Origin of the sequence: Streptomyces sp. NPDC059832 (assembly GCF_042731715.1) — a bacterium.
Classification (GTDB): Bacteria; Actinomycetota; Actinomycetes; order Streptomycetales; family Streptomycetaceae; genus Streptomyces.
The window spans coordinates 72,647-97,055 of record NZ_JBHWIY010000030.1 but is presented as its reverse complement, the minus strand read 5'-3'; the positions used below and the strand labels follow the sequence as shown (position 1 = coordinate 97,055).

Annotated in this window: 22 protein-coding genes; 3 read left to right on the top strand and 19 right to left on the bottom strand. The window is 70.4% G+C overall.

Going from position 1 to position 24,409, the window contains the following annotated elements; all coding sequences use genetic code 11:
* Nucleotides 1-159 precede the first annotated feature (159 nt).
* Nucleotides 160-720 carry a GNAT family N-acetyltransferase gene (locus ACFV8T_RS35665; RefSeq protein WP_385335673.1) on the top strand — a complete coding sequence of 187 codons (561 nt, stop codon included), beginning with the start codon at nucleotides 160-162 and terminating at the stop codon, nucleotides 718-720.
* A 51-nt stretch (nucleotides 721-771) separates the two neighbouring features.
* On the opposite strand, the gene ACFV8T_RS35660 is transcribed toward ACFV8T_RS35665, so the two are convergent.
* From ACFV8T_RS35660 to ACFV8T_RS35625, 8 genes are all read right to left on the bottom strand, one after another.
* Nucleotides 772-2,361, bottom strand: a complete 1,590-nt coding sequence (locus tag ACFV8T_RS35660; RefSeq protein WP_385335671.1) for a type IV secretory system conjugative DNA transfer family protein — start codon at nucleotides 2,359-2,361, stop codon at nucleotides 772-774.
* Nucleotide 2,362: 1 nt separating this feature from the next.
* Complete coding sequence (locus ACFV8T_RS35655) at nucleotides 2,363-3,781, bottom strand: ATP-binding protein (protein WP_266416378.1); 1,419 nt, start codon at nucleotides 3,779-3,781, stop codon at nucleotides 2,363-2,365.
* A gap of 117 nt (nucleotides 3,782-3,898) precedes the next feature.
* Entirely contained in the window at nucleotides 3,899-5,449 is a 1,551-nt protein-coding gene (locus ACFV8T_RS35650; protein WP_385335669.1) for an SCO6880 family protein, read from the bottom strand.
* Nucleotides 5,446-6,759, bottom strand: a complete 1,314-nt coding sequence (locus ACFV8T_RS35645; RefSeq protein ID WP_385335667.1) for a hypothetical protein — start codon at nucleotides 6,757-6,759, stop codon at nucleotides 5,446-5,448. The genes ACFV8T_RS35650 and ACFV8T_RS35645 overlap by 4 nt, the downstream gene beginning before the upstream one ends.
* 43 nt (nucleotides 6,760-6,802) lie before the next feature.
* The gene (locus ACFV8T_RS35640; protein WP_385335665.1) at nucleotides 6,803-7,675 is read right to left on the bottom strand and encodes a hypothetical protein; all 873 of its coding nucleotides are present in this window, start codon (nucleotides 7,673-7,675) and stop codon (nucleotides 6,803-6,805) included.
* A 179-nt stretch (nucleotides 7,676-7,854) separates the two neighbouring features.
* Nucleotides 7,855-8,163, bottom strand: a complete 309-nt coding sequence (locus ACFV8T_RS35635; RefSeq protein WP_018101695.1) for a hypothetical protein — start codon at nucleotides 8,161-8,163, stop codon at nucleotides 7,855-7,857.
* Nucleotides 8,164-8,466: 303 nt separating this feature from the next.
* Nucleotides 8,467-9,093: a DUF402 domain-containing protein gene (locus tag ACFV8T_RS35630; protein WP_385335663.1), complete on the bottom strand. Its 627-nt coding sequence runs from the start codon at nucleotides 9,091-9,093 to the stop codon at nucleotides 8,467-8,469.
* 113 nt (nucleotides 9,094-9,206) lie between these two features.
* Nucleotides 9,207-9,650 (bottom strand): DUF6892 domain-containing protein, encoded by a 444-nt coding sequence (locus ACFV8T_RS35625; protein ID WP_385335661.1) that lies wholly within the window; start codon nucleotides 9,648-9,650, stop codon nucleotides 9,207-9,209.
* Nucleotides 9,651-9,752: 102 nt separating this feature from the next.
* Here ACFV8T_RS35625 and ACFV8T_RS35620 point away from each other — a divergent pair, with 102 nt between their 5' ends.
* Entirely contained in the window at nucleotides 9,753-13,847 is a 4,095-nt protein-coding gene (locus ACFV8T_RS35620) for a hypothetical protein (RefSeq protein WP_385335659.1), read from the top strand.
* A 95-nt stretch (nucleotides 13,848-13,942) separates the two neighbouring features.
* Here ACFV8T_RS35620 and ACFV8T_RS35615 read toward each other — a convergent pair whose 3' ends face one another.
* The 4 genes from ACFV8T_RS35615 to ACFV8T_RS35600 all read right to left on the bottom strand — a co-directional run bounded on the left by ACFV8T_RS35615 (nucleotide 13,943) and on the right by ACFV8T_RS35600 (nucleotide 15,750).
* Complete coding sequence (locus tag ACFV8T_RS35615) at nucleotides 13,943-14,329, bottom strand: hypothetical protein (protein ID WP_385335657.1); 387 nt, start codon at nucleotides 14,327-14,329, stop codon at nucleotides 13,943-13,945.
* A gap of 122 nt (nucleotides 14,330-14,451) precedes the next feature.
* Nucleotides 14,452-14,709, bottom strand: a complete 258-nt coding sequence (locus ACFV8T_RS35610) for a DUF397 domain-containing protein (protein WP_385335655.1) — start codon at nucleotides 14,707-14,709, stop codon at nucleotides 14,452-14,454.
* Nucleotides 14,702-14,893: a DUF397 domain-containing protein gene (locus ACFV8T_RS35605; RefSeq protein ID WP_385335654.1), complete on the bottom strand. Its 192-nt coding sequence runs from the start codon at nucleotides 14,891-14,893 to the stop codon at nucleotides 14,702-14,704. The genes ACFV8T_RS35610 and ACFV8T_RS35605 overlap by 8 nt, the downstream gene beginning before the upstream one ends.
* Before the next feature lie 11 nt (nucleotides 14,894-14,904).
* Entirely contained in the window at nucleotides 14,905-15,750 is an 846-nt protein-coding gene (locus ACFV8T_RS35600) for a helix-turn-helix domain-containing protein (RefSeq protein WP_385335653.1), read from the bottom strand.
* 204 nt (nucleotides 15,751-15,954) lie between these two features.
* Here ACFV8T_RS35600 and ACFV8T_RS35595 point away from each other — a divergent pair, with 204 nt between their 5' ends.
* Nucleotides 15,955-16,389, top strand: a complete 435-nt coding sequence (locus ACFV8T_RS35595; protein WP_385335651.1) for an ATP-binding protein — start codon at nucleotides 15,955-15,957, stop codon at nucleotides 16,387-16,389.
* Between the two features lie 850 nt (nucleotides 16,390-17,239).
* Here the strand turns inward: ACFV8T_RS35595 and ACFV8T_RS35590 are convergent.
* The 7 genes from ACFV8T_RS35590 to ACFV8T_RS35560 form a co-directional block, all read right to left on the bottom strand.
* Nucleotides 17,240-18,472 carry a DUF4185 domain-containing protein gene (locus ACFV8T_RS35590; RefSeq protein ID WP_385335649.1) on the bottom strand — a complete coding sequence of 411 codons (1,233 nt, stop codon included), beginning with the start codon at nucleotides 18,470-18,472 and terminating at the stop codon, nucleotides 17,240-17,242.
* A gap of 154 nt (nucleotides 18,473-18,626) precedes the next feature.
* The gene (locus ACFV8T_RS35585) at nucleotides 18,627-19,616 is read right to left on the bottom strand and encodes an alpha/beta hydrolase (protein WP_385335647.1); all 990 of its coding nucleotides are present in this window, start codon (nucleotides 19,614-19,616) and stop codon (nucleotides 18,627-18,629) included.
* Between the two features lie 40 nt (nucleotides 19,617-19,656).
* Nucleotides 19,657-20,664 (bottom strand): hypothetical protein, encoded by a 1,008-nt coding sequence (locus tag ACFV8T_RS35580; protein ID WP_385335645.1) that lies wholly within the window; start codon nucleotides 20,662-20,664, stop codon nucleotides 19,657-19,659.
* A 13-nt stretch (nucleotides 20,665-20,677) separates the two neighbouring features.
* The gene (locus tag ACFV8T_RS35575; protein WP_385335685.1) at nucleotides 20,678-21,670 is read right to left on the bottom strand and encodes an LGFP repeat-containing protein; all 993 of its coding nucleotides are present in this window, start codon (nucleotides 21,668-21,670) and stop codon (nucleotides 20,678-20,680) included.
* Between the two features lie 88 nt (nucleotides 21,671-21,758).
* Nucleotides 21,759-21,902 carry a hypothetical protein gene (locus ACFV8T_RS35570; protein WP_385335643.1) on the bottom strand — a complete coding sequence of 48 codons (144 nt, stop codon included), beginning with the start codon at nucleotides 21,900-21,902 and terminating at the stop codon, nucleotides 21,759-21,761.
* Nucleotides 21,903-22,015: 113 nt separating this feature from the next.
* Nucleotides 22,016-23,401, bottom strand: a complete 1,386-nt coding sequence (locus ACFV8T_RS35565; protein WP_385335641.1) for a serine/threonine-protein kinase — start codon at nucleotides 23,399-23,401, stop codon at nucleotides 22,016-22,018.
* The gene (locus ACFV8T_RS35560) at nucleotides 23,370-24,218 is read right to left on the bottom strand and encodes a serine/threonine protein kinase (protein ID WP_385335639.1); all 849 of its coding nucleotides are present in this window, start codon (nucleotides 24,216-24,218) and stop codon (nucleotides 23,370-23,372) included. Before ACFV8T_RS35560 ends, ACFV8T_RS35565 begins: the two co-directional genes overlap by 32 nt.
* Nucleotides 24,219-24,409: the final 191 nt, after the last annotated feature.

The window sequence follows — 24,409 nt, the reverse complement described above, 5'->3', positions numbered from 1 at the left end:
GGGACCCTGTGGGAGAGTAGGACGCCGCCGAACTCCTTTTACGGGAAAGCCCCGTGCCCTTGTGGCACGGGGCTTTTCTGCGTTTACGGCCGGCTACGGCGTCACGCGGTGCGGGAAATGGTGTTTGCGCAGGTCGGGCGGCGGGGGCAGGATCGGCGGATGGAACATGTGATTCGATCCGTGCGCGCCGACGAATGGCCCCTGGTCAAGGAGTTGCGGCTGGCCGCTCTGCGGGATCCGGCCGCGTCCATGGCGTTTCTGGAGACGTATGAGCAGGGCGCGGCCCATTCCGACGAGTTCTGGCAGGACCGGGCGCTCGGGGCGTCCGCGGCCGGGAGCGGTGACGTGCGGCAGTTCGTCGCCGTCGCGCCGGACGGGCGGTGGGACGGTGGTGTCACCGTACTGATCGAGCGGCCGGACGCGGAGGTGCGGTTCGGCGAGGCGGTCGATGTCCACCAGGCGCATCTGGTCGGTGTGTTTGTACGGCCCGGGGCGCGAGGCACGGGCCTGGCCGAGGAACTTCTCCGGGCCGGGACGGACTGGGCCTGGTCGCGGACGGAGCCGCGGATCGAGCGGGTGCGGCTGTATGTGCACGAGGACAACGCGCGGGCGGCGGCGTTCTACCGCCGGATCGGATTCGCGGCGACCGGGCGATCGGTGCCTGTGCCTGGCGATCCGTCCGCGCGGGAGCTCGAGTACGCGGTGGAGCGGGTGGTGTAGGCGGTTCGGTCCGTGACCGTTGGCGCTTCCCTGGCCGGCCCTCGTTCTCCCTCAGCCTGAGGCGGTGAGCTCTTGGGTCCAGCGGGCGCGGGCCTGTTCCTGGGAACGGAGGAGGGCCAGGGCCGGCAGCCCCATGGCCTGGCCGGTCGCCAGCAGCTCCGGGAGCCGGGGGAGGGGGGCCACCGCGGCGACGTCGTCGAGCACCAGCGTCATTGGTGGGTCGAGCCGGCCGTCGGATGACCGTGCGGCCATGCGGCGGCCGTGCTCGACCACGTGTGAGGCGAGTGCCGTGAGCAGGGGCATTGCTCCTGGCCCTGAGCGGGGGTCCTCGATCGGTTCACCCACCACATAGAGGGTGCCCCCCTCGGCCGTGAAAGATTCCAGCGCGAGCGAATCGGCCCGGTTCGGCGTGCATGCCTCCCGGATGTGGACCGACGAGAGTGCGCCGAACGCCCGAACCGTCAATGCCTGTGCCATTTCACGGCGTTCGGGGTGGGCGGTCAGCGCCGACTCCAGCAGGCCGGCGAGTCCGGAGGCAGCCTTGGGGTGGGTACGGAGCAGGCGCACCGGTTCGTGGGCGCTGCCGCCCAGTGCCCAGCGGTGGACCTGGCGGAAGGGTCGGCCGTCGATGGCGGCGGCGTGCAGCCAGCACTGCAGGAGCGTTTCCGCGGTGTCGGCGGTCGCCGCGTCGATACGGGCCTGCGGTCGGACCGGGGCCAGGAGCGCGGTGGAGCGGGCGGCGGCGGTGTCGGGCTGTTCGCAGCCCGCGGTGGGGGACCAGTGCAGACGGGCCGGGGTGTCGCAGAGGTGGCCCGGGTCGTAGACGAGAACCGGGCCGAGCTTGGCGCGGGCGTCCTTCGTCTCGGCCCAGACGGTGGGGTCGGAGGTGACGACGAGCGCGGGGCCGGCGGCTTCGAGGATGGCCTGGACGACGGTGGGACGGCGCGTCGCGGCCGGTGCGTAGACGACGAGGGAGGTGCGGGGGGAGGGCGGCGGGGAGAGGACGGGGGCGGGGGCTTGGGTTTCGAGGCCGGTTTCGGGGCTGGCTTCGGGGTCGACTGCGGCTTGGGTTTGGGCTTGGGCGAGAAGGGTGGTCTCGGCCGGCGCGTGTTCCGTGGGGGTGGTGGGGGCCACGGGGACAGGGGGGTGGGTCGGGGCAGGGGCAGGGGCAGGGGCAGGGGCAGGGGCCTGTGGCTGGTGGTGGGGTTCCTGCTGGTGCGGGGACCCCACGGAATCGCCCTTGTCTCCGCCCACGTCCGCGTACCGGTCGCTCCGCTGTCGCGCCCGTACCGCCCGCCAGCGGGCCACCACGCCCAGCACGAAGACGGTCAGCACCAGCAGCACCATCAGCTCGCCGATGAACAGGCCCCAGAAGAGCCCGTACCCGGAGAACTCGCCTGCCGGGGTGTTCGGCCAGGCGGCCGGGAGGTCGTCCGGTGCGGTGACGAGCCGGCGCATCGCCAGGGGTGTCTCGGGGAGCGTGACCCCGTCCGGCCAGGCGCCGTGCGCGAACAGTCCGGACAGACCGGTGGCCGTCCACGCCAGCAGCGTCAGCCCGAGCAAGAACGCCAGCAGGCCTATCAGCAGGCCGTCCGGGATGCCGCCGTTGCCGCCAGTACGTTCCTCAGCGCGCCCCGCCATGTCATGCCACCGTTGACTCGGACGACTCGTTCAGTCGTTGCTGGTGTTCGATCCGTGCCGCGCGCTGCTCCGCCTCCAGGTCCGCGGCGCGTACGTCCTCGGGGAGGAGCTCGGTGGCGGAGGACTCGGTCATCGCGCGGTCGGTGAAGACCAGGGGGCGTTCCGCCTCGGTGATCAGGTGTTTGACCACCTGGACGTTGCCGTTGACGTCCCAGACGGCGATGCCGGGGGTGAGGGTCGGGATGATCTCGACCGCCCATCGGGGCAGGCCGAGCACGCGGCCCGTCGCTCTGGCCTCGTCGGCCTTCTGGGCGTAGATCGTGCGGGTCGACGCCATCTTGAGGATCGCCGCGGCCTCGCGGGCCGCCGCTCCGTCGACGACATCGCTGAGGTGGTGGACGACGGCCACGAACGACAGGCCGAGCCTGCGCCCGAACTTCAGCAGACGCTGGAAGAGCTGCGCCACGAAGGGCGAGTTGATGATGTGCCAGGCCTCTTCCACCAGGAAGATGCGCTTCTTGCGGTCGGGCCTGATCCAGGTGTGCTCCAGCCAGACGCCGACGATCGCCATCAGGATCGGCATCGCGATCGAGTTCCGGTCGATGTGCGAGAGGTCGAAGACGATCAGCGGGGCGTCGAGGTCGATGCCGACGCTGGTCGGTCCGTCGAACATGCCGCGCAGGTCACCGTCGACCAGCCGGTCCAGGACGAGGGCGACGTCCAGGCCCCAGGCCCGTACGTCGTCTATGTCGACGTTCATCGCCTCGGCGGACTCGGGCTCCGGGTGGCGGAGCTGGTCGACGATGTCGGTCAGGACCGGCTGCCGGTCGGTGATCGTCTCGTTGACGTACGCGTGGGCGACCTTCAGGGCGAAGCCGGACCGCTCGTCCAGGCCGTGCCCCATCGCGACCTCGATGATCGTACGGAGCAGGGCGAGCTGGCCGGTGGTGGTGATCGAGGGGTCGAGCGGGTTGAGCCGGATGCCGCCGTTGAGGGCAGCGGTCGGGTCGAGGCGGATCGGGGTGAGGCCGAGCTCCTGGGCGATGAGGTTCCACTCGCCGACGCCGTCCTCGCCCTGGGCGTCCAGGACGACGACCTGGCGGTCGCGGAAGCGGAGCTGGCGGAGCACGTATGTCTTCTCCAGCGCGGACTTGCCGTTGCCGGACTCGCCGAGCACCAGCCAGTGCGGGGCCGGCAGCTGCTGTCCGTACAGCTGGAAGGGGTCGTAGATGTAGCCCTTGCCGGAGTAGACCTCGCGGCCGATGATCACGCCGGAGTCGCCGAGGCCGGGGGCCGCGGTGGGCAGATAGACGGCCTGGGCCTGTCCCGTCGATGTGCGGACGGGCAGTCTGGTCGTCTCCACCTTCCCGAAGAGGAAGGCGGTGAAGGCGTCCGACAGCGCGGACAGCGGATCTCGCATGGCGTGACCGACCTCCCTTTCGGTTCTCTCGGTTCTCGCGGTTGCTCTGCGGTGTGGTGCTGAGCGGTGTGGTGCGGTCTGGGGTGGTGCGGTGAGGTGCTGAGCTGCGCTGTGGGGCTAGCGGCGGATGCCGGTGGCGAACGGCAGGGTGTTCACGAAGGCGCGGTGGTGCTCGCGGTCGCACCACTCCAGCTTGAGATACGACTTGCCGGCCGAGGCCCGGATCGTCCGCTTGTCCCGGGCGAGGGCCTCCGGGGAGCGCGACGACACGGTGATGTACCCCACCAGGTTCACCCCGGCCGCGCCGCTCGCGAGATCTTCACCCCGTTGGTCGAGCCGGCCGTGTGCGGCGATGTCGCGCGGGTCGACGGTGCGGTTCATCTTGGCCTGACGGCTGGCCTCCGCCTCGTCGTTCGTCTTCTCGGTGAGCATCCGCTCGATGGCGACCTCGGTGGGTTCGAGGTCCATGCAGACCGCGACCGTACGGATCACATCGGGCGTGTGGACGAGGAGCGGGGCCAGGAAGTTGACGCCGACGGGGGTCATCGGCCACTCCTTCACCCAGGCCGTGGAGTGGCACCAGGGTGCGCGGGTGACCGACTCACGGGTCTTGGCCTGGAGGAACGTCGGCTCGACCGCGTCCAGTTCGGCCGGCCAGGCGTTGCGCTTGGTCATGGCCTGGATGTGGTCGATGGGGTGGTCGGGGTCGTACATCGAGTGCACGAGGGAGGCGAGCCGGCTCTGGCCGAGCGGCTGGCGGACCCGGATGTCGGCCTCGGCGAGGCGGGCGCAGATATCGGTGAGCTCACGCGCCATGACGACGGCGAGGCCCGCGTCCCGGTCGAGCCTGCGACCGGCCTGGGGGCGGGCGGCGCGGGCCATGGCGTTGGCCTCGGCGGCCAGCTCGCGGGTGAAGTGCATGCAGGCCACGAGGTAGGCGCGGTGCTGTTCGCTGGAGGTGGAGACCATGGACTGGAGCTGGTCGTACGACTCCTGCAGCCAGCCCGGGGACGCCTTGTCGCCGCGCTGGGCGACGTCCTTGGCGTGCGCGTCGGGGTCGGCCGGCAGTGTGCGGGCGAGCATCTGAATGCGGGTCACGAAGCCGTCACCGTTGGCGACATGCTTCAGCAGCGTGCCGAAGCGGTCGACGAGCGCTTCCTGGTCCTCGCTGTCGCGCAGCCCGACGCCGGGGCCCTCGATCTCGATCGCGGCGGTGACGGTGCGGCGGTCGGCGTGCAGGAGCACGGCGATCTCGTCCGGGCCGAAGGGGGCGGCGAGCCAGTTGATCCGGCCGATGCCGGGGGGCGGTCCGATCTCGACCTCGCGCCCGTCGGCGCCGACTCCCGCCTCCATGGCGGCGGAACGATAGGTCGTACCGCGGCGCAGGGAGCGTTTGTAGCTGCGGTTGATCTCAAACCATTTGTAGAAGGTGCGGTGCTTGTACGGGAGGTACACGATCGCCAGGGCGAGCAGGGGGAAACCCGTGAGCAGCACGATCCGCAGGGACAGGATCGGGACGATCAGCCCGCTCATCATGCCGAGGAACGCGCCGACGATGATCAGGGCGATCTCGCCGGTCTCGCGGTTCTTGCCGACGATCGCGTTCGGCCGGGCCCGGCCGATGAGATACGTACGGCGGGGCGCGATCGTGTGGGACTGAGTCGTCAACGCCCTCCACCTCCCGTGCTGTTGTTACCTGAACTGCCTGATCCGCTACCTCGGTGGGAGCGGCTGCCGTGCGGGGTGCCGGAGGTCGGCCCCGATCCGCTGCGCGGCGGAGGTGCGGCGGAGGGGACAGATCCGCCGCCGACTCCGCCCCCGCCGGAGTTGCGGGAGCTGTGCGCGGCGACACCGCCGCTGATCGCGTTGGCGGGCCGGCCTCCGCCGCTGCCGCTGTCGCCGCTGTTCTGCCCGCTGCGGCTGCTGTGAGTCTTGATGCCCTGGGAGACCAGAGCGGCGGGGGAGCTGATCATCGCGGCGGCCTGGGAGCCGTCGGTGGCCTGCTTGCGGTTGGTGCGGGCGCCCTGGATCTCGTCGCCGAAGCCGGGGACGAACCGGTAGATCATGGCGGAGGCGAAGATCGCCAGCAGGATGATGGCGAGACCGGACACGACGGCGGAGATCGCGTTCGGCCCGTCGTTCTGGGAGAGCGCACCGGCCAGCCCGAGCACGATGGCGATGACGGGCTTCACCATGATCACCGCGATCATGATGCCTGCCCAGCGCCGGACGTGACCCCACATGTTCTTGTCGACGAGCCCCGCGTAGACGACGGTGCCGAGCAGGGCGCCGACGTAGAGCAGGGCGGCCCGGATGACGAGCTCCAGCCAGAGGATGCCCGCGGCGAGGATCGACACGAGGGAGACGACGATCAGCATGATCGGTCCGCCGCCGATGTCGGAGCCCTTCTTGAGGGCTTCGGCGAACGACCCGAAGAAGACATCGGTCTGCCCGCCCGAGGACGTGGCGATGACGTCGGTGACTCCGTCGGTCGCGGAGACGACCGTGTAGAGGATCAGCGGAGTGAACGCGGAGGCGAGGACCGTCAGCCAGAGGAACCCGATGGCTTCGGAGATCGCGGTGGTCAGCGGCACCCCACGGATCGCCCGCTTGGCCACGGCGAGCAGCCACAGGACGAGCGTCAGGACGGTGGAGGCGGCGAAGACGATCGCGTACTGCTGGAGGAACTTGGTGTTCGTGAAGTCGACGTTGGCGGTGCCCTTCACGGCCTCGCTGAGCTTGCCGACGATCCACGCGGCGGCGTCGGCGCAGCCGCGGGCGAGGGAGGAGAGGGGGTCGAGGGAGTTGTCGAGGGTGGAGGGGGCGTTTGTTTTGGGGGCGCCGGCGTCGCCGCTTTCGCAGTAGTCCTTGGCGGGGCCGTGAATGAGATCGCAGGCGTTGTTGCTCTTGCTCGGGCTGGGGCTTGGCGTCGGAGCAGCGGCAACTCGTGTGGCGAGGAGAATGGCGGAGACCTGCATCGCCGCCAGCAAAGCTGCGACAGACCTCACGTGACGTCGCGGACTACCGGGCATAGGTGAACCCTCCAAACCCATCGACCGCGCCAGCGATCTCGTCGGCACTGGACGCCCTCGTGTCGCCCCCTACGGGAGCGGGCCCGTCTTCCTGTGAATGAGTTACGGCCTTCCAGTCGCCGTTGACCCACTCCAACTCCATGGTGATGGTGAACCAGCCGTCGGTTACGGGCTTCGTGGAACCTTCGCCCGCCAACCCGATCAGTCCGGAGCACCAGACCTCCACGGTGGCCCGGGTAGCGGAGCTCTTTGTGACCTTGGTGCCGATAGGGGTGGTTCGCGAGATGAAAGTGAAGCCAGCAGGGGTTGAGCCATCCTCGTTGAGGCCCAGGTTTTTGAAGAGACCCGTGGAGTAAGCCTGGTCAAGTGTGGTGCGAAACCCACCGACGGCCGAGGGCGCAATGACCGCATTGAGGATGCTGTCTCGTTTGGCCTTGTCGAACATGTCGGCCGAGCCGAGCGCCACGGAGTAGTTCGCCGCCGCGCTCTGCGCCCCCTGCTCGTCATGGGCGAACCCCGACGGGATCGACCCGTTCTTCCCCGTCACGGGCTTCGTCCCCGTAGCCGCCGTGGACGAAGAGTTCGGCTTGCTCCCACTGTTCCCCGAGCCGCCGTCGTTGCCTTTCCCGCCGCCTCCGCCCATGTTCGCGAACGCGATAGCCGCGATCAGGAGGACGACCACGCCGACCACCGTGACCAGGGAGCGGGATTTGCGGGCGGGCCGGCGGGGGGTGCCGTAGCTGTCGCCGCCCTCGCCGTCGGGGAGGCGGGTGCGGGTCTGGCGGGTGCCGCCGATGGTGCTGTATCCATCGTCCGTACGGCCTGAGTCGTTGCCGTAGCCGTTGTCGTCGCCGAGGCTCATGCCGCGTACGCCCCCTCAACCGTTGCCTGAACCGGGTAGTACGACGGTAGCCGTGCGGGTTTCCGCGCGGACGCGGTGTGGTGACTCGACATCAGGGAGACGCAACCTCTGCCGGTGGGCACGACGGATGGATGGTGTGGGGGTGGGCGGGACTGCCCCTGGCGTGGAATGACAGCCGGTCAGACGGCCATTCCGTAGACGATGGTGAACAAGGTTCCAAGGGATCCGATGATGAACACACCGGTCAAACCGGCAACGATCAGCCCCTTGCCCTGCTCCGCGCTGAACGTGTCGCGCAGTGCCGTCGCGCCGATCCGCTGCTTCGCCGCACCCCAGACCGCGATGCCGAGGCAGAGCAGGATGGCGATGGCCATCACGACCTCGATCATTACGCGGGCCTCGTTGCCCAAGGTCCCGAACGGCCCCCAGTTCGGGGCGATTCCGCCGATGATGGTGGTGATGTCGCCCTTTTCAGCTGCCAGGATCATGTAAGTCACCGCCCCTGTTGGGTAGTTCATTGCCCCTGCCACACGGCACGGGTCGCTCTCTATCTTCGCTGATGAAACTGCTCTCGTACGACGGCTTGACAGCTCTCTTTACCCGGATCTCGCACATTTGGCCGGTCCGGCTGTCCTGACCTGCGGATCGAGATGGTGGGTGACCGAATATGTATGGTTACTCTGTGTATCACGGGGTGTGACCCCGGGCAATGATTGCCATCCCGCCACCCTGGCCGAGAATATTGGGCATGCCCTGGTCAGCGTGCCGGGCCTGGTCGGAGCAGGCAGTGGTCAGAGCAGTGGATGGCGGGGAACGGGCGGCCGGGGCGGCGTGGTCCAGGTGGGCGGCGGCCGGAAATCGCACCAGGTGCCGTCGAAGGGAAACGTTCCGGCCTCGGCGAGCCGGGCAACCGAGGCACCCTCGTCCCGGATCGCGGACGCCTCGTCGGCTGTCCAGTAGACGGGGTGGCCGGTTTTCTCGGCGAAGGACGTCTCGTCCTTCCACTTCCAGGTCCGGTCCGGCGCCACGTTGATGTCGAGTTCATGATCGGTGATGTCGATGTCGTCACCGTGATGGATCCGGCGCTCCAGATTTACGTACCAGCCACGGAACTTCCGTCCACGCCCGAAGAGCCAGAGCACCGAGTGGGCGGCGCCGGTCGGCTGGTAGAAGAGTGCGTTGCCCATCGGCCAGCGGCCGGCGACCACCGGATAGCCGCCGGGCGGGCGGTCGTCCGGGGCGATGTCCCGCAGATGTGTCCCGCGCGGAAGCTTCGTACGCCACATCGGTGTGCCGCTCTCCATCCACACCAGTTGGCCCGCTTCGGTGCGCTCGACGAGGCGTACGGGCACCGACGCACTCAGGTGACCGCCGATGAAGAAGTTCCAGCGGAGGATCCTGCCCGGCTCGTCGTTCATGCCGTTGATCATGCCCGCGCCGCGCCGACCGAACACGTTGTCCGATCACTTGACCCGGAGTCACCGGAACCGGAGCGGACGTCACCGGAGCAGGGCGCCCGCGTGTGTGTGCCTCAGTCGGCGACGATGCGGCGGGCGGCGAGGGCCTCGGCCTTGAACGGGACGCCCAGTCCGCAGTTGCGGGCGCCCACGATCTGCCGCAGGTTCGGCAGCAGGTCGAGGTCGTCGAGCGAGCCCACGTCGAACAGATCGTCCTCGCCGTCCCAGACCGGGGAGCACTCGTAGTACACCTGGTGCCCGCCGTCGACGAGGAAGGTCTCCACGGTCGCGAGCAGTTCCTCGCTGCTCTCCAGTGCCTCGAAGTAGGTGCGTGGCTCGTCGAGCACCGTGTAGTCGAGTTCGTTGTCGAACGCGTAGAGCTGCGCGTCGTCGATTCCCTTGGCCCGCAGGCATTCGTCGATGCAGAAGGCCGGGGTGAGCGTCTTGTCCTGGTACATGAGCTGCTCGATGACCAGCAGCTTGAAGTTGAAGTCGCGGAAGGCGGGCATGGCGGGCATGGCGGGACCCTGCACAAGCTCCCGCGGCCCGACGCGGGCTCCCATTCGCCCGGCACAGGCTCCCGCGGTCCGTTGTCAGTGCCGCCTGCCAGACTCGTACACATGACCAGCAGCACCGGAACTCCCGTTCCGCTCCCGGCCAATCACCGCATTTCCGAGACGTACGTCGACTGGGCGCGCGCCCGGGTCCCCGGCGCCGAGGCCGGCGCCCGTGACGTGCTGGCGCAGGCGGACCGTGGCCGGCACAGGGCCTGGGAGAAGCCCGGACGGTTCGTGGACGAGGCGGGGCGCCTGGCCCGGGGTCTGCCGGCCGCCCATCTGCCGTGGTTCTGGGACACCATCGGGCACTGGATGCTGGAGACGCACCGCCGTTCCGCCGCCCGCGCGTACGCGAACGCGCGTGCTGCGGAGCGCACCCACGGGCTGCCGGTCGATCCCGACTGGCGGTGGGCGAACCTTCAGCTGTTCGCCCGGTTCGGCGCGCTTCCCGCCACCGAGCTCGGCGGCGCCCCGGCCTGGTTGGCCGAGGTGTTCGAACCGGTCGATGCGCACCGCGAGTTCGTGCGGCTGCTGGCCGTCTGGGCGGCGTCGCCGGGCGAGCTCCCCGCCGATCTGGCCCGCCGGGTGCGGGATTCCGCGCGCGCGGCCGGTCTCGGCGCCGAGGAGGAGGCGCGGGTGCTGGGCGGGGTGCTCGCGTCCGCCCGCGGAAAGGCCGTGCCGGACCGGCTGCTCGACGCGGTGCTCGGCCCGCTCGCCGCTCACCCGCCGGCCGCCGACCGGGCCGCCGCCCTGCTCGACCTGTTCCCCGAGTCGAAGAACGACGCGGCCGCCTGGCTGCGGCTGCTCCTCGGCTGCGGGATCGCGGACGCCGCCGCGGCCGGCCGGATCACCCCGGAGGGCGGCCTCGGCGAGTGGCTGCGGCGGTACGCCACCCAGTACTCCCACCGCACCGTCGCCGGTGGCGGGGTGACCCGCCAGGCCATGCCCGCCGAGCTGTTCGACCTCGTGGCCCGGTTCGCCCCGTTGCTGAAGGAGGACGGCACTCCGGTCCGGCTCCACGAGGACCGCTACCAGTGGCCGCATCTGGACGCCGACCTGCTCGACGTCTGCCTCGCCGAGGGGATTCCCGTCCACGACCCCGGCCCCACCATCTCCCTGGAGTTCTGGGACAAGGGCGCGCAGCGCGACCTCAGGGCGCTCGCCGCCGACCCCGTGTTCGGCTCCCGGCTCGAAGGCACGGTGCACGCCGGGCTCCGGTCCCAGGGAGGCTCCGCCATCAGCCGGCTGCCGCACAATCCGGGCATCGCGGCCGAGGTGCACGGCCGGATCGAGAAGCTGCTCGACAGGCTGCGCGGCGGCGGGCTCGCCGCCGCCGACGAGGCCGTCGAGGAGCTGCACGGCCTTCTCGACCGGCCCACCGCCATCGCCCTGGACGGCATCGAGGAGGCTCTCGACACACTGGATCTCACCGGCCCGCTGGCTCGTGCCCTGCGTTCCGGTCTGCCGGAGGAGCTGGGCTGGACCGCCCTGGAGGAGGCCCTCGCCGAATTCCGGCCGGACGAGAAGGTGCACACCACCTGCACCTGGCCGGTGCTCACCGTCTACGGGGAGACCCGCGCGTTCGCGGTCGACCACGCGGGGCGGCGCGGCGAGCACACCTTGGAACTGCCGGAAGGCGCCGGCCATTCCACGGTGCACTGGGTCGGCGGCCAGTTCCTCGTCGCCTGGACGTGCTCGGGCAACGAGAACGGGACCAGTACGGCGTACTGGTCCGACAGCCCCGCCGACACCTTCGAGCCGGAACAGTCCTACGGGCTGCGCCCCTACGGCGGCAGCATCCAGGGCGGCCTCGGCTACCAGTTCCAGACCCCGGACGGCGGCGGCCGGTTCGACGGCGAGAACGTCCTGCGCCCCGGCGACACCACCGGCATCGGCCACCGCGACTACCAGATGCACGACGGCCGGGACTTCTGGAGCACCGCGGTGTTCAGCGAGGACCACGGCAGGGGATGGGCCCGCCTGGACCCCGCCACCGGTGTGCCCACCGCCGATCGCACGCTGCCCGACTTCCACCGCTCCGACACGTTCCCGGACGGCATCAGGCCCTTCCCCGACCACCGCATCCTCGCCGAACTGCCGCCCGGCGCCCCGCCGTCCCCGCTCGGCCAGGACGGCCGCCTCACCGGCTGCCGGGTCAACTACCGCACCCCGTACGCAGGCCCCTCGCCCCGCGAGTTCGTGCTGGAGTCCACGGACGGCCGTACCGCGTCCTACCGCACCACCGTCTGGGGCCGCCGCCCGTGGGGCATCCTCGCCCTTCCGGCCGGTGGCGAGGACGCCGTCGTGGTCGGCAGCACCACTGTCCGCTGCCATGCCGCCGAGGACAACTCACTGCTCTGGCAGGTCCGGGGCTTCCCCGGCAGCCGCCACTGCGGACCCGTCCGGGCCACCTTCGGCGAGCAGGCCGGGCCTGTACCGCCGCCCGCCTTCTGGCACTTCCTCACCCCGCGCGACGAGCCCTCCTCCCGCGCTCTGCGCGCGGTCACCGACGAGGCCGTCGGCGAGCTGCTGCGGTCCGGCGCCGAGGACGGACTGCCCGGGGTGACCGATCCCCGGATCCGGCAGGGGGTCGCCCATGCCGTCCGTCTCGCCGCCGATGTGCTGCGCCGCCGCCGGGAGCTGTCGCACCGGGTGGCGGTCATGCGCTCCGGACCGGTCGTCGAGCTGCCCGACCCGGTGCCCGACACCCGGCTCGTCCCGGCCCTGCACGGCCTGCTGGCCCGACTGCGGGCGTACGAGGAACGGCCGCCGCAGCCGCAGCCGGCCCTGCTCACCGCGGTCGCCGCCGACGGGCGGTATCTGCGCGGCGAGATCGACGACGAGGTGCGGGTGCTGGCCCTGCCCGCACCTCCGCCCGAGTGGGCGGTGCTGACCGGCCGGACCGACGCCGTGGCCTGGCGGGCCACCGTCGCCGCCACCCCGGACGAGCACCGGCAGGCACTCACCGCGCTGCTCGACGTGTGGAGCCGCCAGCCGTTCGCGGAACGGGGCACCACCTGGCGCACCGGCCGCGCCCCCGAGCCCCGGACAGCCGAGCTTCGCGCGTCCGGCGCGCCGGTGGCCTCCGGCCAGGTCCGCAGCGACCTCGTCCCTTTCCTCCAACGGGCCGCCGACCCGGCGCCCGCCGATGCCGAGGAGTGCGAGACCCGCACCGTCGTGGGTGACGACACCACCCGGCTCCCCCGCCTGCTCGCCCTGCTCGCCGAACGCGGTCCGCTGCCCGTGTCCGAGGAAGCCGTGGACCTGTTCCGGTGGCGTACGGGGGTGCCGCGCGCGATTGCCGCCCTGGTCCTCGACGGCTTCGCCGGCAGCGACGACTACGGGGCACACCTGAAGCTGTGCCGCGCCAAGCCGTACAAGGCCGACCGGACCACGGTGTACGCATACGACGAGATGAGGGGGCGTCTCGGCCTCGCCGGCCTGCACGCCGTGCTCGCGTCCGCCGTTCCCGCCGACCCGGCGGACCTCTGGGCCCCTGGTGGCATGACCACCGCCGCGGACCGGATGGCCGCCGAATGGTCCGAACGGCTCGCGGCCGCTCCGTACGCCGACGACGGCAGCCATGCCGCCGCGCTGGCCAGGGACCACGGCCTGCCCGGGACCTGGGCCACCGCCCTGCTCACCGGGCGCCTGGAGGGAGCGTCGCTGGACGCCGACGGGATACGGGCCGCCGTCACCGCCCTCACCTGGGCGTTCACCGAGCGGCCGGTGGGCGACCCGGCAGCCGAGGGCGCCCGCGCCCTGCTCGCCCGGCTCACGGACGCCCCCGACGACCTGCTCGCCGCCCTGCGCGCACTGGCGGACCGCTCGACGACCACCCCGGTCCCACCGGGCCAGTACGAGGCCAACCCGCTCTTCAGCGTCCCGGCCCTGGTGGACGAGGTGGCGGCGTCCCTGGGAGTCAGCCGCGACGCGGCGGCCCTGCACCTCCAGCTGCACGCCTTCGACCGCCCGGCCGACCGCACCGTACGCCGCTGGAACACCTGGACCCTCGACCACCACCGTGCCGTCCGCAAGGAACTCACCGCCGCGAAGGCCCCTCGTCCCACGCCGACACCCCGACCCACCGTCCCTCTGCCCGCGCACGAACGGTTCACCCGTGCCTGGGCGGACGCCGGTTCGTCCCCTCGGGCGTGAGGACCGGGCACCGGCCGGTGCCTTCGGCGCCGGTCCCGGTGAGGCTGACCGTGCCGGGGGTGGGGGCGGCTACGGGTACGCAGGAGTTGCCCTGGTCAGGAAGGCGGTGCTGACGGGTCCGTCGCATTGGCCGCCGAGGCGCGGACTATGCGGAAGAGGAGCTTCGCATAGAGGGACGTGACTGCCGCGACGAGGGTAGGCAGGACAGCCAGGGCGAGCACACCGAGAAGCACGGGCCACTGACGCACGTCACTGTGGCAGGCACCGCCGTTCTCCTGAGCGGAGTGGAACAGCGGCGCTTGGCACGAGGTGCCCCCGGTGTCGTAGGGAACGAGGAGCAGGAAGAGGAACCACACCCACATTCCGATGGCTACGAGCATCCACAGCATCGACCACTTTTCGATCCGGTCTGCGTCCTGCTTGTACTGCTCTTGCAGATTGCCGTGCAACGAAGAGATGTGGGTCTGCTCATCCGTGGCCATTCTCGTACTCCACATTCCAGGCTCAGCGGCTGGTGCAGCCGATCGTTTTTGTCACGCCGGGGGCGAAGAGTCCCGGCTCCTTTCGCAGGCCCTGGGCGACCTTGCGGATCGCCGGGCCTCCGTCAGGCCGGTGCCGCTGAGCCCTGGTCGTCGTCGGGTTCGGCGAAGTGGTCGAACTCGCCGGCCATGACGCCTTTGGTGAAGGCCACCCATTTCGTCCGGGTGGTCGTGACGACGTTGGTGGGGTCGCTGGTCTCGCGGAGGTGGACGAGTTCGTCCGGACCGAAGGCGATCTCGATCCAGGGGCCGGGACCCTCTTCGCCTTCGGGGGCGGCGCGGACCCAGGTCAGGTCGGTGGGGATGCCGGGGGTGTCAGTCACGGGTGCGGCTCTCCTTGATGGTGCGTACGAGGGCGGACCAGGCGGCGGGGGTGGTGCGGAGTATCGCTCCGGTGGGGTCGCCGGACTCGGTGAGGCTGACTGCGCCGGGGGCGGGCGCGGTTACGTGTACGCAGGAGTTGCCTTGGGCGCAGTAGGAGGACTTCTGCCATGCGGGAGAGGACATCTCGGTTTCCCTCACAGGTCGCGGACGATGTTGTGGATGAAGTTCCTGGAAGTGTCGTGGTCCAGCGCGGTTGCTTCCATGCGGCCGAGCAGCACGCGGTACTTCTCCAACTGGGCCTCGGAGTCGAGGAAGACAGGGCCGTGGGACTGGTCCAGATTTACGGTGTCGAGCTGCGGTACCGGACCCAGGAAGTAGTAGATCGATTGGCCGGACCCGGCGAAGGTCCCTGCGGAGAAGGGGATCACCTGGAGAGTGATGTGATCCCGTTCGCCCATGTCGAGGAGATGCTGAAGCTGCTTACGGGTCACCTCCGAGCCACCGAACTGCATGCGCAGCGCGGCCTCGTGGATGACGGCCTGATGCGGTGTCGGCGATTTCCGGAACAGGACGGCCTGCCGCTTGATGCGGAACGAGATGCGGTGCTCGATGTCGGGAGGTGACAGTTCGGGCACGTCCTGGCGGAAGACCTCGCGTGCGTACTCGGCGGTCTGGAAGAGGCCGGGAATGTGAACGGTCACGGCCGTCCGCAGTCGGTAGGCGTGGTGCTCGATCTCAGCCAGGTCGAGGAGCGGCGCGGGAAGGATCTCTCGGTACTCCTCCCACCATCCACGTGTGCGGTCGGAGGTCATATTCCCGAGCGCGGTGACGATGTCCTCGTCGGTGCAGCCGTAGTGGCAGGCCAGAGTGCGCACGCGCTCCGGGCTCACGCCGATGCGCCCCGCCTCCATGTTGCTGATCTGGTTCTGCTTGACGCTCAGGAGTTGACCGGCCCGGGTGGCGGTGAGGCCTGCGTGCTCGCGGAGTTTGCGCAGTTCAGAGCCAAAACGGAGTTGGCGACCCGTTGGGTTGGTTCTCACGGGCTTGCTCGCCTCCTTGAGCGGCTGGTCACCCACAAGGGTGTCAGTTTACGGATTCGTCGAGATTCGGTTAACACGTTAACCGCGAGTCGCTACCTTGGGTCTCAGGCCACCCGCCCGGAAGTACCCCGCTCGACGGAGCGGCCTCGTCACCGGGCAACTCGAAGTGCATCCTTCAACTTCCCTCCGTGAATGGAGACTTCCATGGTCAGTGCCACGGTATCCCCGCCCTGGGCGTACACCCTCCAACTCCCGCAGGATCCCCGCGCCCCCGGCGTCGCCCGTGCCACCCTCCGCAACGTCCTGCGCGTGCACGGCATGCGCGAACTCACCGAGGTCGCGGAGCTGTTGGCGAGCGAGCTGGTCACCAACGCCTACCTGTACTCCTCGGGGCCGTACTCCCTGCGCCTGCGCGACGCCGGGCGCAGCCGCATCCGGCTGAGCGTCTGGGACACCGATCCGCACATCCCGGCACCGTTCCGGTGGGGCACCGAGACGCCGGAGGAACTGGCCGAACGAGGGCGAGGGCTGTACCTCGTCACGCTCTACGCGGAGTCCTGGGGCGCCTACCCGATGCGGGGCGGGCTGCCGGGGCAGGGCGGCAAGCTGCTCTGGGCGGAGTGTGTCGCGAAGGGTTAGAGGAAGGGAGGGCGGTTCCTGACGAGAAGGCCTCGTACCAGGCGTACGACCTACCGTCCCCGGCCCCGTACGTGAGCAAGGGCGGGGCGACCCGCAAGGCGGAGCAGCGTACGGCGGTCTGCGTCACCGTTCCGTCCCGGGCGGCCATGTACTGCTCCGCGTACATCAGCGCCAGGGCAAGGGAGAAGGCCGACCAGCGCGGCTCCTGCCCGCGGCGCCCTCGGTGTCCGAGGCCCGGAGAGGGGCCATGACTCGGGGCGCCACCGTGGTGACCGGTGACGCCCGGCGTGCCTGCCGGACGGGTGTGGCCGCTACGCCCATGCCGCCCGGTCCCGATGATGCCGACGATCCGGCACGCCGCTTCGAGGACTCAGGCCCCACGTCCGGGCTCTGCACCGTGGGCCGGCCATCCGGCCCGGGTCAGCAGGGGCGCAGCGAATACACCGGAGCGCCCAGTTCGCCGTACCGGAGCTGTATGCCGCACTGCGAACAGCAGACCAGTTGTTCGGTCCGGCGGTCAGACGGTGTAGGGGGGCAGCGGCGCACATTCGCCAAACTGGCCAATGGCCGCACAAGTAAGTCTGGTTGAGGCCCGTCGGCTCGATGTCGGGCCGTTCGGGGCCGGGTGGCTCGGGCCGCGTCCGTGCGATGGCCTGCTCTTCGGTTTTGCTGTTGCACCGCGCCGCGTTCGACCGGAATCAGGGCGTCGGCCCGGTGTCGGAGGCTGGACGAGGCGTACGGGCCGCGATCGGCGATCCGGTGACCCCTCCGAAGTTCCTCATTCCGGGCACATGGGGCTGGGAGGGGTGGATCGAACGCCGATTCCGTGCCTCTGCGCGGTGCGGATGCGTCAGGGCTGGATGCCGTCGTACTGGAGGACGCGGTAGGGCGTCTTTCCGTGGTTCACCGACTGCCACTGCGAGGCGATCAGTGTCAGGGACGTGGCGCTCGCGCTGCCGGGGTGGATGTATCCGCCGTAGAGGAACGGGAGTTGGGGCTTGCCCCAGTGGTGCGGCGGGAGGCCGTCGCCGACGATCTGGGGCTTGGGGGCGGTCCACACGGCGTCCGGGCGGGGTGCGGTGCGGGTGCAGATCGAGTAGTCGTCCACGTCGAAGTAGCTCATGCAGTACGTGTTGCCGATCCGCTTGACGGAGAACTCCCCGATCTTGTTCCCGGACAGCATGATCGACGGTGCGGCCGCCGTCGTCCACTGCCAACGCCCGTCCAGATAGGCCCAGTTCTCCTGGGCCCCGAAGTTGCCCGCACGGAACTCGTCCGGCCGGATGCGGAACAGCTGGATCGCGCCGCCGTCGGCGGTGTTCGCGTGTGTGCCGTTCCAGCGCTTGGAGAAGATGTACAGCCAGCCGTCGGGGTCGATGCCCGCGAACGACCACATCCCGTACATGGACTGGTTCGTCCCCTGGGTGTCGCCGGGCCAGTGGTACGGGTAGTCCTGCCAGGTCACGCCGTAGTCGTCCGAGTACGCGACGCCCGACATCAGTGAGCCGTCGTATCCGGCCGGGATGTTCTCCCACAGGGCCACCGACGTGTACTGGATGTAGGTGCGTCCGCCGAACTCGATGCAGTCGTTGGGGATGCGGGAGATCTCGAAACCGTGCCCGTTGTCCGCCCAGTGCGCGTAGTCGAAGCACTGGTCGGCGGCGCCGCCGGTGGGCATCGCCCAGGAGAACGAGATCGGGGTCTGGCCGGAGGCGTCGAAACCGGCCTGGTTCAGGATCACCGGAGACCCCAGGTAGGGATCGGCCTGGGCGATTCCGCCGAACGCGTCGCCGAACACGTAGCCCCAGGTGTTGTCGTGCTCCCGGTAGTACGGGATCGCCAGGTCGCCGGAGCCGAGACCCTGGGCGCTCGCCGAGTCGCCGGGCTGCTCGCACAGCGGTGTGCCGGTCTGGAGCAGTCGCGGAGCCGGTCGTCCGGCGGCGGTCGGGGCGGATCGGTCGCGAGCGGCTGCCACACCGGGGGCAGCGCCCAGCAGGCCGGCACCCAGGGCGAAGCCCATGCCTGCCTTGAGCGCCGCCCGGCGGGAGGCGTCTCGGCGCTCCGGCTGTGAGGGGGTGGACATGGTCGTTCCTCCGTGTGACTGAGGGGGTGTGGGGTGGGGCCCGGTACGAACCGGAGGGGGAGGAGAGACCACGATGTCGGGACCGGGTGTGCTGACCGGTCCCGACATCGTGGGTCCGCCTCGTTCAAGGCGCCGGGGCGATCACGGCGCCGTGTCAGGCCTTACGGAGTCGGGCGATGACACCGTCGAGGTCGCGCTGGAACAGATCGGGGCGGACGAAGTGCCCGCCGGGCACCTCGTGCCACTCGTGCGGGATGCCCGCCGCGCCGAGCCGGTCCCGGAACTCCCGCTGTCCGGCGAGCACCTGGGTCTCGTTGACCGTGTCGAACCAGTTGACCGGGTCGGGACTCGTACCGGCGACCAGGAACACCCGCTTGTTGCGGTAGCTCTCGATGCGTTCGACCGGGTTGTCGGCGGTGACCCTGGCCTCGTCCCACAGCGGCGCCCCGTAGACCGTGCCGCCGCCCAGGTCCAGGGCCGCGGAGGACGCGTTGGCCCAGTGGGCGACCAGGCCGAAGTCGCGGCGCAGGCTGGCCGGGCCGGAATGGGCACTCACCGAGGCGAAGTGGCCGTAGTACTTCGCCGCGTACTTCAGTGCGCCGAAGCCACCCATCGAGAAGCCGGCGACCGCGCGGCCGTCGTACTCGGCGTACGTCCGGAAGTTCGCGTCGATCCACGGGAGCAGCTGGGCGATGTGGAAGGTCTCCCAGTTCCGGGGGCCGGTGTTGGAGCTGACCGGGTTGGAGTACCAGCCCGCGTGGCCGCCGTCGGGCATCACGACGATGACCGGCTTGCCCGCGGTCCAGTCGCGGATGCCCAGGCGGTCGAAGGTGATGAAGTCCTGGTCCGTTCCGCCGCCGTGGAACACGTAGAGGACCGGGTAGGTGCGGCCGCTGGTGGCGTAGTCGTCCGGGAGCAGGACGTTGACGCCGGGGTTCCAGCCGATCGCGTCGGTCTGGAACCGGTAGTACTTCATCCGGGGATCGTTCTCGTTGCGGTCCACGATGTGCAGCCCGAAGCCGTCACCGGCCGCGCTCGCCGCCGTGGCTGTGGCAAGGACGCCACCGGCGCCGAGCGCCAGTGCGGCGGAGAGGCCGCCCGCGGTCTTCAGGACGTTCCTGCGGGTGGGACGGTACTCGCTCAACACGACCTCCTGGTCGGAAGTGGCAGTGGGGATGGGATGGCTAGTTGTCGGTGATCCAGGTGCCTCGGTCGGCGTTCCAGTGGATGGTGGCCTTCTGGAACTTCTGGGCTTTGCCGCCTGCTTCGTCTGTTTCGTCGGTGAGGGGGTAGCCGAGGGCGCTTTCGTGTCCGGCGGCGTGGAAGGCGTCGTAGATGGCGCCGTGGACGGTGTGTGCGCCGGTCTGTGGGGACCAGAGGAAGAGGCCGTGTTCGAAGAACTGGTAGCGGCCGCGGGTTTTGTCGGGTGCTTGTGCGGCGTCGGCTTCGTCCGTGGTGGGGAAGCCCCAGCGGCGTTCGGCGTCCGTGTCCCAGAACTTCGTCAGGATGTCCCCGTAGATCGCGTGGGCCTCATCGGGGTGCCAGAGGATGATCCCGTTCTGGAACTGCTGGAAGCGTCCGCCGAGCGAGGAGTCGCGTTCGCCCGTGATCGGCCGGCCCAGCGGGCCGCCGGGGCCGCCCGTGCTGTCGTACTTCGCCGCGATGGTGCCGTACGGAATCAGGTCGTCCAGGTTGTTGTAGCGGCGGGGCGTGAAGCCCCTGAGCCCGTCGCCCCACACCCGCTCCTCGGCGACGTGCCCGAAGTCGTACTCCTCGCGCACCACCGGCTGTGTGTGGGCCGGGTCCGCCCAGCGGAGGAACAGGGCCACGTGGTCCGTGCCGCCCGAGTCGCGCAGCAGGGCGTCGCCGGGCTGGAGGTCGTTCGCGGGGATGTCGAAGGTGACGTCCCACAGGGCCCAGGTGGTCAGGGACGTGCCGAGGTTCCAGGCCATCGACACATAGCCCGAGCAGTCCGGCCGGTAGCAGCCGAACTGGTTCTCGTGACAGCCGCTCCGGCTGTACGGCACCTGCTCGGCGATCCACGACCACGCGCGGTCCATCGCCTCGCCGCGCCCGATCGGGCCGCCCGGTTCGGACGCACTCGCGGCGGGTGCGGTGGTGAACGTGACCGCGAGGGCCGCCAGGATCAGTGTCACCGCCCCGATCACACGCCGAAGGATCAGCGATCTCATAGCCGTCTCCCGGTCAGTTGTCGGTGATCCAGGTGCCTCGGTCGGCGTTCCAGTGGATGGTGGCCTTCTGGAACTTCTGGGCTTTGCCGCCTGCTTCGTCTGTTTCGTCGGTGAGGGGGTAGCCGAGGGCGCTTTCGTGTCCGGCGGCGTGGAAGGCGTCGTAGATGGCGCCGTGGACGGTGTGTGCGCCGGTCTGTGGGGACCAGAGGAAGAGGCCGTGTTCGAAGAACTGGTAGCGGCCGCGGGTTTTGTCGGGTGCTTGTGCGGCGTCGGCTTCGTCCGTGGTGGGGAAGCCCCAGCGGCGTTCGGCGTCCGTGTCCCAGAACTTCGTCAGGATGTCCCCGTAGATCGCGTAGGCCACATCCGGATGCCAGAGGACGATCCCGTTCCGGAAGAGCTGGAAACGTCCGCCGAGCGAGGAGTCCTCCTCGGCGCGGACCGGTGGGCCGAGCGGGCCGCCGGGGCCGCCCAGGCCGGCGTACTTCGCCCCGATCGTGCCGTAGGGCTGGAACGCCTCGGCCATCAGCTCCCGGGCGTAGCCCTCCGCCTGGGGGTAGCGCTCCGGGTATCCGGAACGCTGGACGGCCTGGGCCAGCTCGCCCGCGGTGTCCCAGTCGGGCTCCATCTGCTGGGCCACCTCGAAGAACTTGTTCGCCGCGAAGTCGACGTCGAGGCACTGGGCGGGTTCGCACCAGCCCATCGAGGGCCGCTGCTGGAACACGCCGAGCGAATCCCGGTCCCCGCACGCCAGATTGTTCATGCGGGACTCGACCCAGCCCGTCTCGAAGCCGGCGAGCATCACCTTGTCGGACACGCCGCGGCGCTGCCCGACCTCGTACACCTTGCGGGTCACGGCGATGTCCCGGTCCGCCGGAATGTCGCAGTACAGCGCGGCCGGGCCGGTGTTCCCGAGGGGGCCCGGCACGTCGCGGGCGCCCTGGGCGAAGGCCGGGTTGCCGAGGCCGGTCACGGCCACCACGACCAGCAGGACCGCTGATCTCCACATCGCGCGTCGTTCGGTCGAGCCACGCACCTGACTGCTCCTTCGAGTCGGAATAGCCTTGCGGGAAACGGGGGTTGCGGGGCGGTCGGGGTCAGGGCCGGCTCTGGTAGGAGGTGTCGTCGCACGGCCAGGTACGGAAGCCCGGGGAGCTGTCGTCGATGCACCGCGGGGGCGGCGCTGTCAGGGAGACGAGGGCGAGGACCCCGTCGAGCAGGAGCGAGCGCGTGCCGTGCATGGGCTGTCCCCTCTTCCTTCCGGTGGCTGCCGGTCCGCAACGTAGTCGTCGGGCCGCCGGGCAGGACATCCGGAACGATCCGGAGTGACAGCCCGCGGCGCGAACGCCGACACTCATCGAACAGGCTTGGGCCGTGGACAGTCGGGAACCCGGGGGTGGTCCGTCGTGCGTACGGCGGGCAGCCAGGCAGAGGAGCGGGTGGCGCCGGCCGGCAGACGGATCCGGTACCACTCGGTGGAGCTCGCGTCCGACTCGTCGATGATCGGTATCCCCTGGGGGAGGCGGCATTCGACGGCGAGGACGTCGCCGTGCCACACCCGTTTCGGTACGACGTTGTCGATGGTGTACGGCTGAAGGGGGTCGATCGCCAGGCCGAGACTGCACTGCGGGTTCCGGTCCGTACGGTCCCTGCAGCCGTCGTCGGCGTTGAACACCCGTAGCCGACCGAGCGGTTCACCCTTCGCGCCCGGCGCGGCGTCGCCGGCGGCGTGCGACCAGACCGTCGCGGCCACCGCGCACACCGCGACGGCCACCAGGATCGCGCGGGTCCCCCGTCGTCGGCGTACCGGGCGCGGCGAAGGCGACCGAGCGGTGATGCGCGCCAGGAGGCTCCCGGCGCTGTGCGCGGAGCGGTCGGCGTGGGTGGGGGCCAGGCAGTCGATGGCCAGGGCGCGCCAGAACGGCGGCACCGCACTGTCGATGCGCAGCGGCGTGCGCCCGTCGGCGTACTCCTGTACCGCCGCGCCGCGCGCCACCGGTGTCGCGCCGGGGAACGGCGAGGCGCCGGACGCGAACACCTCGTGGACCATGATGCCCAGGGCCCAGATGTCGGTACTGGGCCGCACCTCCACGCCGTGCTCGCCGAGCGGGGCCTGCCAGCGCTCGGGCGGGAGGTAGTCCAGGGTGCCCATCGGCGGCGCGTACCCGTGGGTGCCGTCGGTGCCGGTCAGTTCGGTGGCGAGCCCGAAGTCCGAGAGCTTGAGCGCACCGTCGGCCATCAGCAGGATGTTCTCCGGCTTGAGGTCGCCGTGCACCCAGCCGCTGCCGTGCAGATGGGCCAGGCCCTCACAGATCCCGGCGAACAGCCCGGCGACGTCCGCCTCCGCGACCCCGGCGTCGAACAGGTCCCGCAGGCTGCGCTCGGCGCGTTCCATCACCAGCACGATCGCTCCGTCCAGGAACGCCCGGTCCGGATCGCTGATCACGACGGAGTCCAGCAGGTGGATCAGGCGCGGATGGCCGGCCCGGCGGTCCAGCTCGACCTCTCGCCGGGCGGTCTCCGCGACCTTGCGCGCCTGGCGCGGTGCGAGCCCCGCGGTCGGCAGGAACTTGAGCGCGACCTCGGCCGGCTCCCGCGCCGGATCGACCGAGCGGCCCGCGTACACCGTTGCCCAGCCGCCGGACGCGATCGGCTCGGTGACCTCCCAGCCGCCGACCCGGTAGCCGCGCGGGAGCAGCTCCGTACGGTCACTTCCCGATGTGTCGCCCCGGCCACGCACCGTCTCCCCCTCCGGTACCCCGCCCGCACCGGGGCGGAAGCAGCGCCAGATGTTCCTCCCGTACGAGTCCGAACCGCAGCGCGATCCCGACGAGGGCCTCCCGCTTGCCATTGCGGCGCGCTCCTCCGGCTCCGGCTCCGGCTCCGGCTCCGGAGGAGCGTTCGGGGGGAGCGCTGATCCGCATCTTCTCCTCGGCGAGGTAGTCGATGTGCGAGCTGACCGCTCGGGCCTTCAACTGGCCGCACGCGGCGTGACTCCTGAGCCGTTCGACGATCTGCGGGGTGGTGGGCACCGCGACCGGCGACTCGTCGCGCAGCCGAGGCTCGCAGAGCGCGACCAGGACCAGGAAGTAGAGGGCCGTCTCGTCCAGCGAGTACGCCATGACGGTGCGGCTGCCCCACTCGCCCGCCATGCCGTCGGGGTCCAGATAGACGTGGTCGGGCGCGAACACCTGGAAGGCGACGGTGGTGCCCCGGCGGGTGGGCAGCACGACCCGGGAGAACTCGAAGGGGATGGGCGCGCCGGCCCGCCGGGGCGGGACCCGCAGATACTCTCCCGCTCCCTCCGGGTTCTCCACCAGGTAGCTCTGGGTCGCGCTGTGGTTGCTGAGCTGCCAGTGGTCGTCGGTCACCCGGATCTCGCCGGCCAGCCGGGAGATGGCCGCGTCGTCGAGGCGCAGTTCGACCGGGGTCGTCGCCGAGCCCCGTCCGAAACGCGCCACTTCCCCCGGGCCGAGCCGTAACGTCACCGGGTCACCGAACGGCACCCCTCCGACGCCACCGCCCACCCCTGGCAGATGGACAACTACGCCGCTCACTGCCCTCACCTCGCCCCCCGTGGCAACGACTCTCCCACCCGTCGAACGTTACCCATCCCGGGTAGCGGTCCCCGTCCGGATTCTGGTCGTTTTCGGACCGTCCTCAGGTCATGCACCGCGGCGCGGGGCCCCCTCGGGAACGGATGTCGTCGAGGTTCGCGCCAGGCGCCCAGCTTCAGGTTCTCGTGCGG

Excerpts from the sequence above, each read along its gene's own strand:
- ACFV8T_RS35665 (WP_385335673.1), top strand. The coding sequence starts at position 160 with ATGGAACATGTGATTCGATCCGTGCGCGCCGACGAATGGCCCCTGGTC.
- ACFV8T_RS35660 (WP_385335671.1), bottom strand. The coding sequence starts at position 2,361 with ATGGCGGGGCGCGCTGAGGAACGTACTGGCGGCAACGGCGGCATCCCG.
- ACFV8T_RS35655 (WP_266416378.1), bottom strand. The coding sequence starts at position 3,781 with ATGCGAGATCCGCTGTCCGCGCTGTCGGACGCCTTCACCGCCTTCCTC.
- ACFV8T_RS35645 (WP_385335667.1), bottom strand. The coding sequence starts at position 6,759 with ATGCAGGTCTCCGCCATTCTCCTCGCCACACGAGTTGCCGCTGCTCCG.
- ACFV8T_RS35640 (WP_385335665.1), bottom strand. The coding sequence starts at position 7,675 with ATGAGCCTCGGCGACGACAACGGCTACGGCAACGACTCAGGCCGTACG.
- ACFV8T_RS35635 (WP_018101695.1), bottom strand. The coding sequence starts at position 8,163 with ATGATCCTGGCAGCTGAAAAGGGCGACATCACCACCATCATCGGCGGA.
- ACFV8T_RS35630 (WP_385335663.1), bottom strand. The coding sequence starts at position 9,093 with ATGAACGACGAGCCGGGCAGGATCCTCCGCTGGAACTTCTTCATCGGC.
- ACFV8T_RS35625 (WP_385335661.1), bottom strand. The coding sequence starts at position 9,650 with ATGCCCGCCATGCCCGCCTTCCGCGACTTCAACTTCAAGCTGCTGGTC.
- ACFV8T_RS35620 (WP_385335659.1), top strand. The coding sequence starts at position 9,753 with ATGACCAGCAGCACCGGAACTCCCGTTCCGCTCCCGGCCAATCACCGC.
- ACFV8T_RS35615 (WP_385335657.1), bottom strand. The coding sequence starts at position 14,329 with ATGGCCACGGATGAGCAGACCCACATCTCTTCGTTGCACGGCAATCTG.
- ACFV8T_RS35605 (WP_385335654.1), bottom strand. The coding sequence starts at position 14,893 with ATGTCCTCTCCCGCATGGCAGAAGTCCTCCTACTGCGCCCAAGGCAAC.
- ACFV8T_RS35595 (WP_385335651.1), top strand. The coding sequence starts at position 15,955 with ATGGTCAGTGCCACGGTATCCCCGCCCTGGGCGTACACCCTCCAACTC.
- ACFV8T_RS35590 (WP_385335649.1), bottom strand. The coding sequence starts at position 18,472 with ATGTCCACCCCCTCACAGCCGGAGCGCCGAGACGCCTCCCGCCGGGCG.
- ACFV8T_RS35580 (WP_385335645.1), bottom strand. The coding sequence starts at position 20,664 with ATGAGATCGCTGATCCTTCGGCGTGTGATCGGGGCGGTGACACTGATC.
- ACFV8T_RS35575 (WP_385335685.1), bottom strand. The coding sequence starts at position 21,670 with ATGTGGAGATCAGCGGTCCTGCTGGTCGTGGTGGCCGTGACCGGCCTC.
- ACFV8T_RS35570 (WP_385335643.1), bottom strand. The coding sequence starts at position 21,902 with ATGCACGGCACGCGCTCGCTCCTGCTCGACGGGGTCCTCGCCCTCGTC.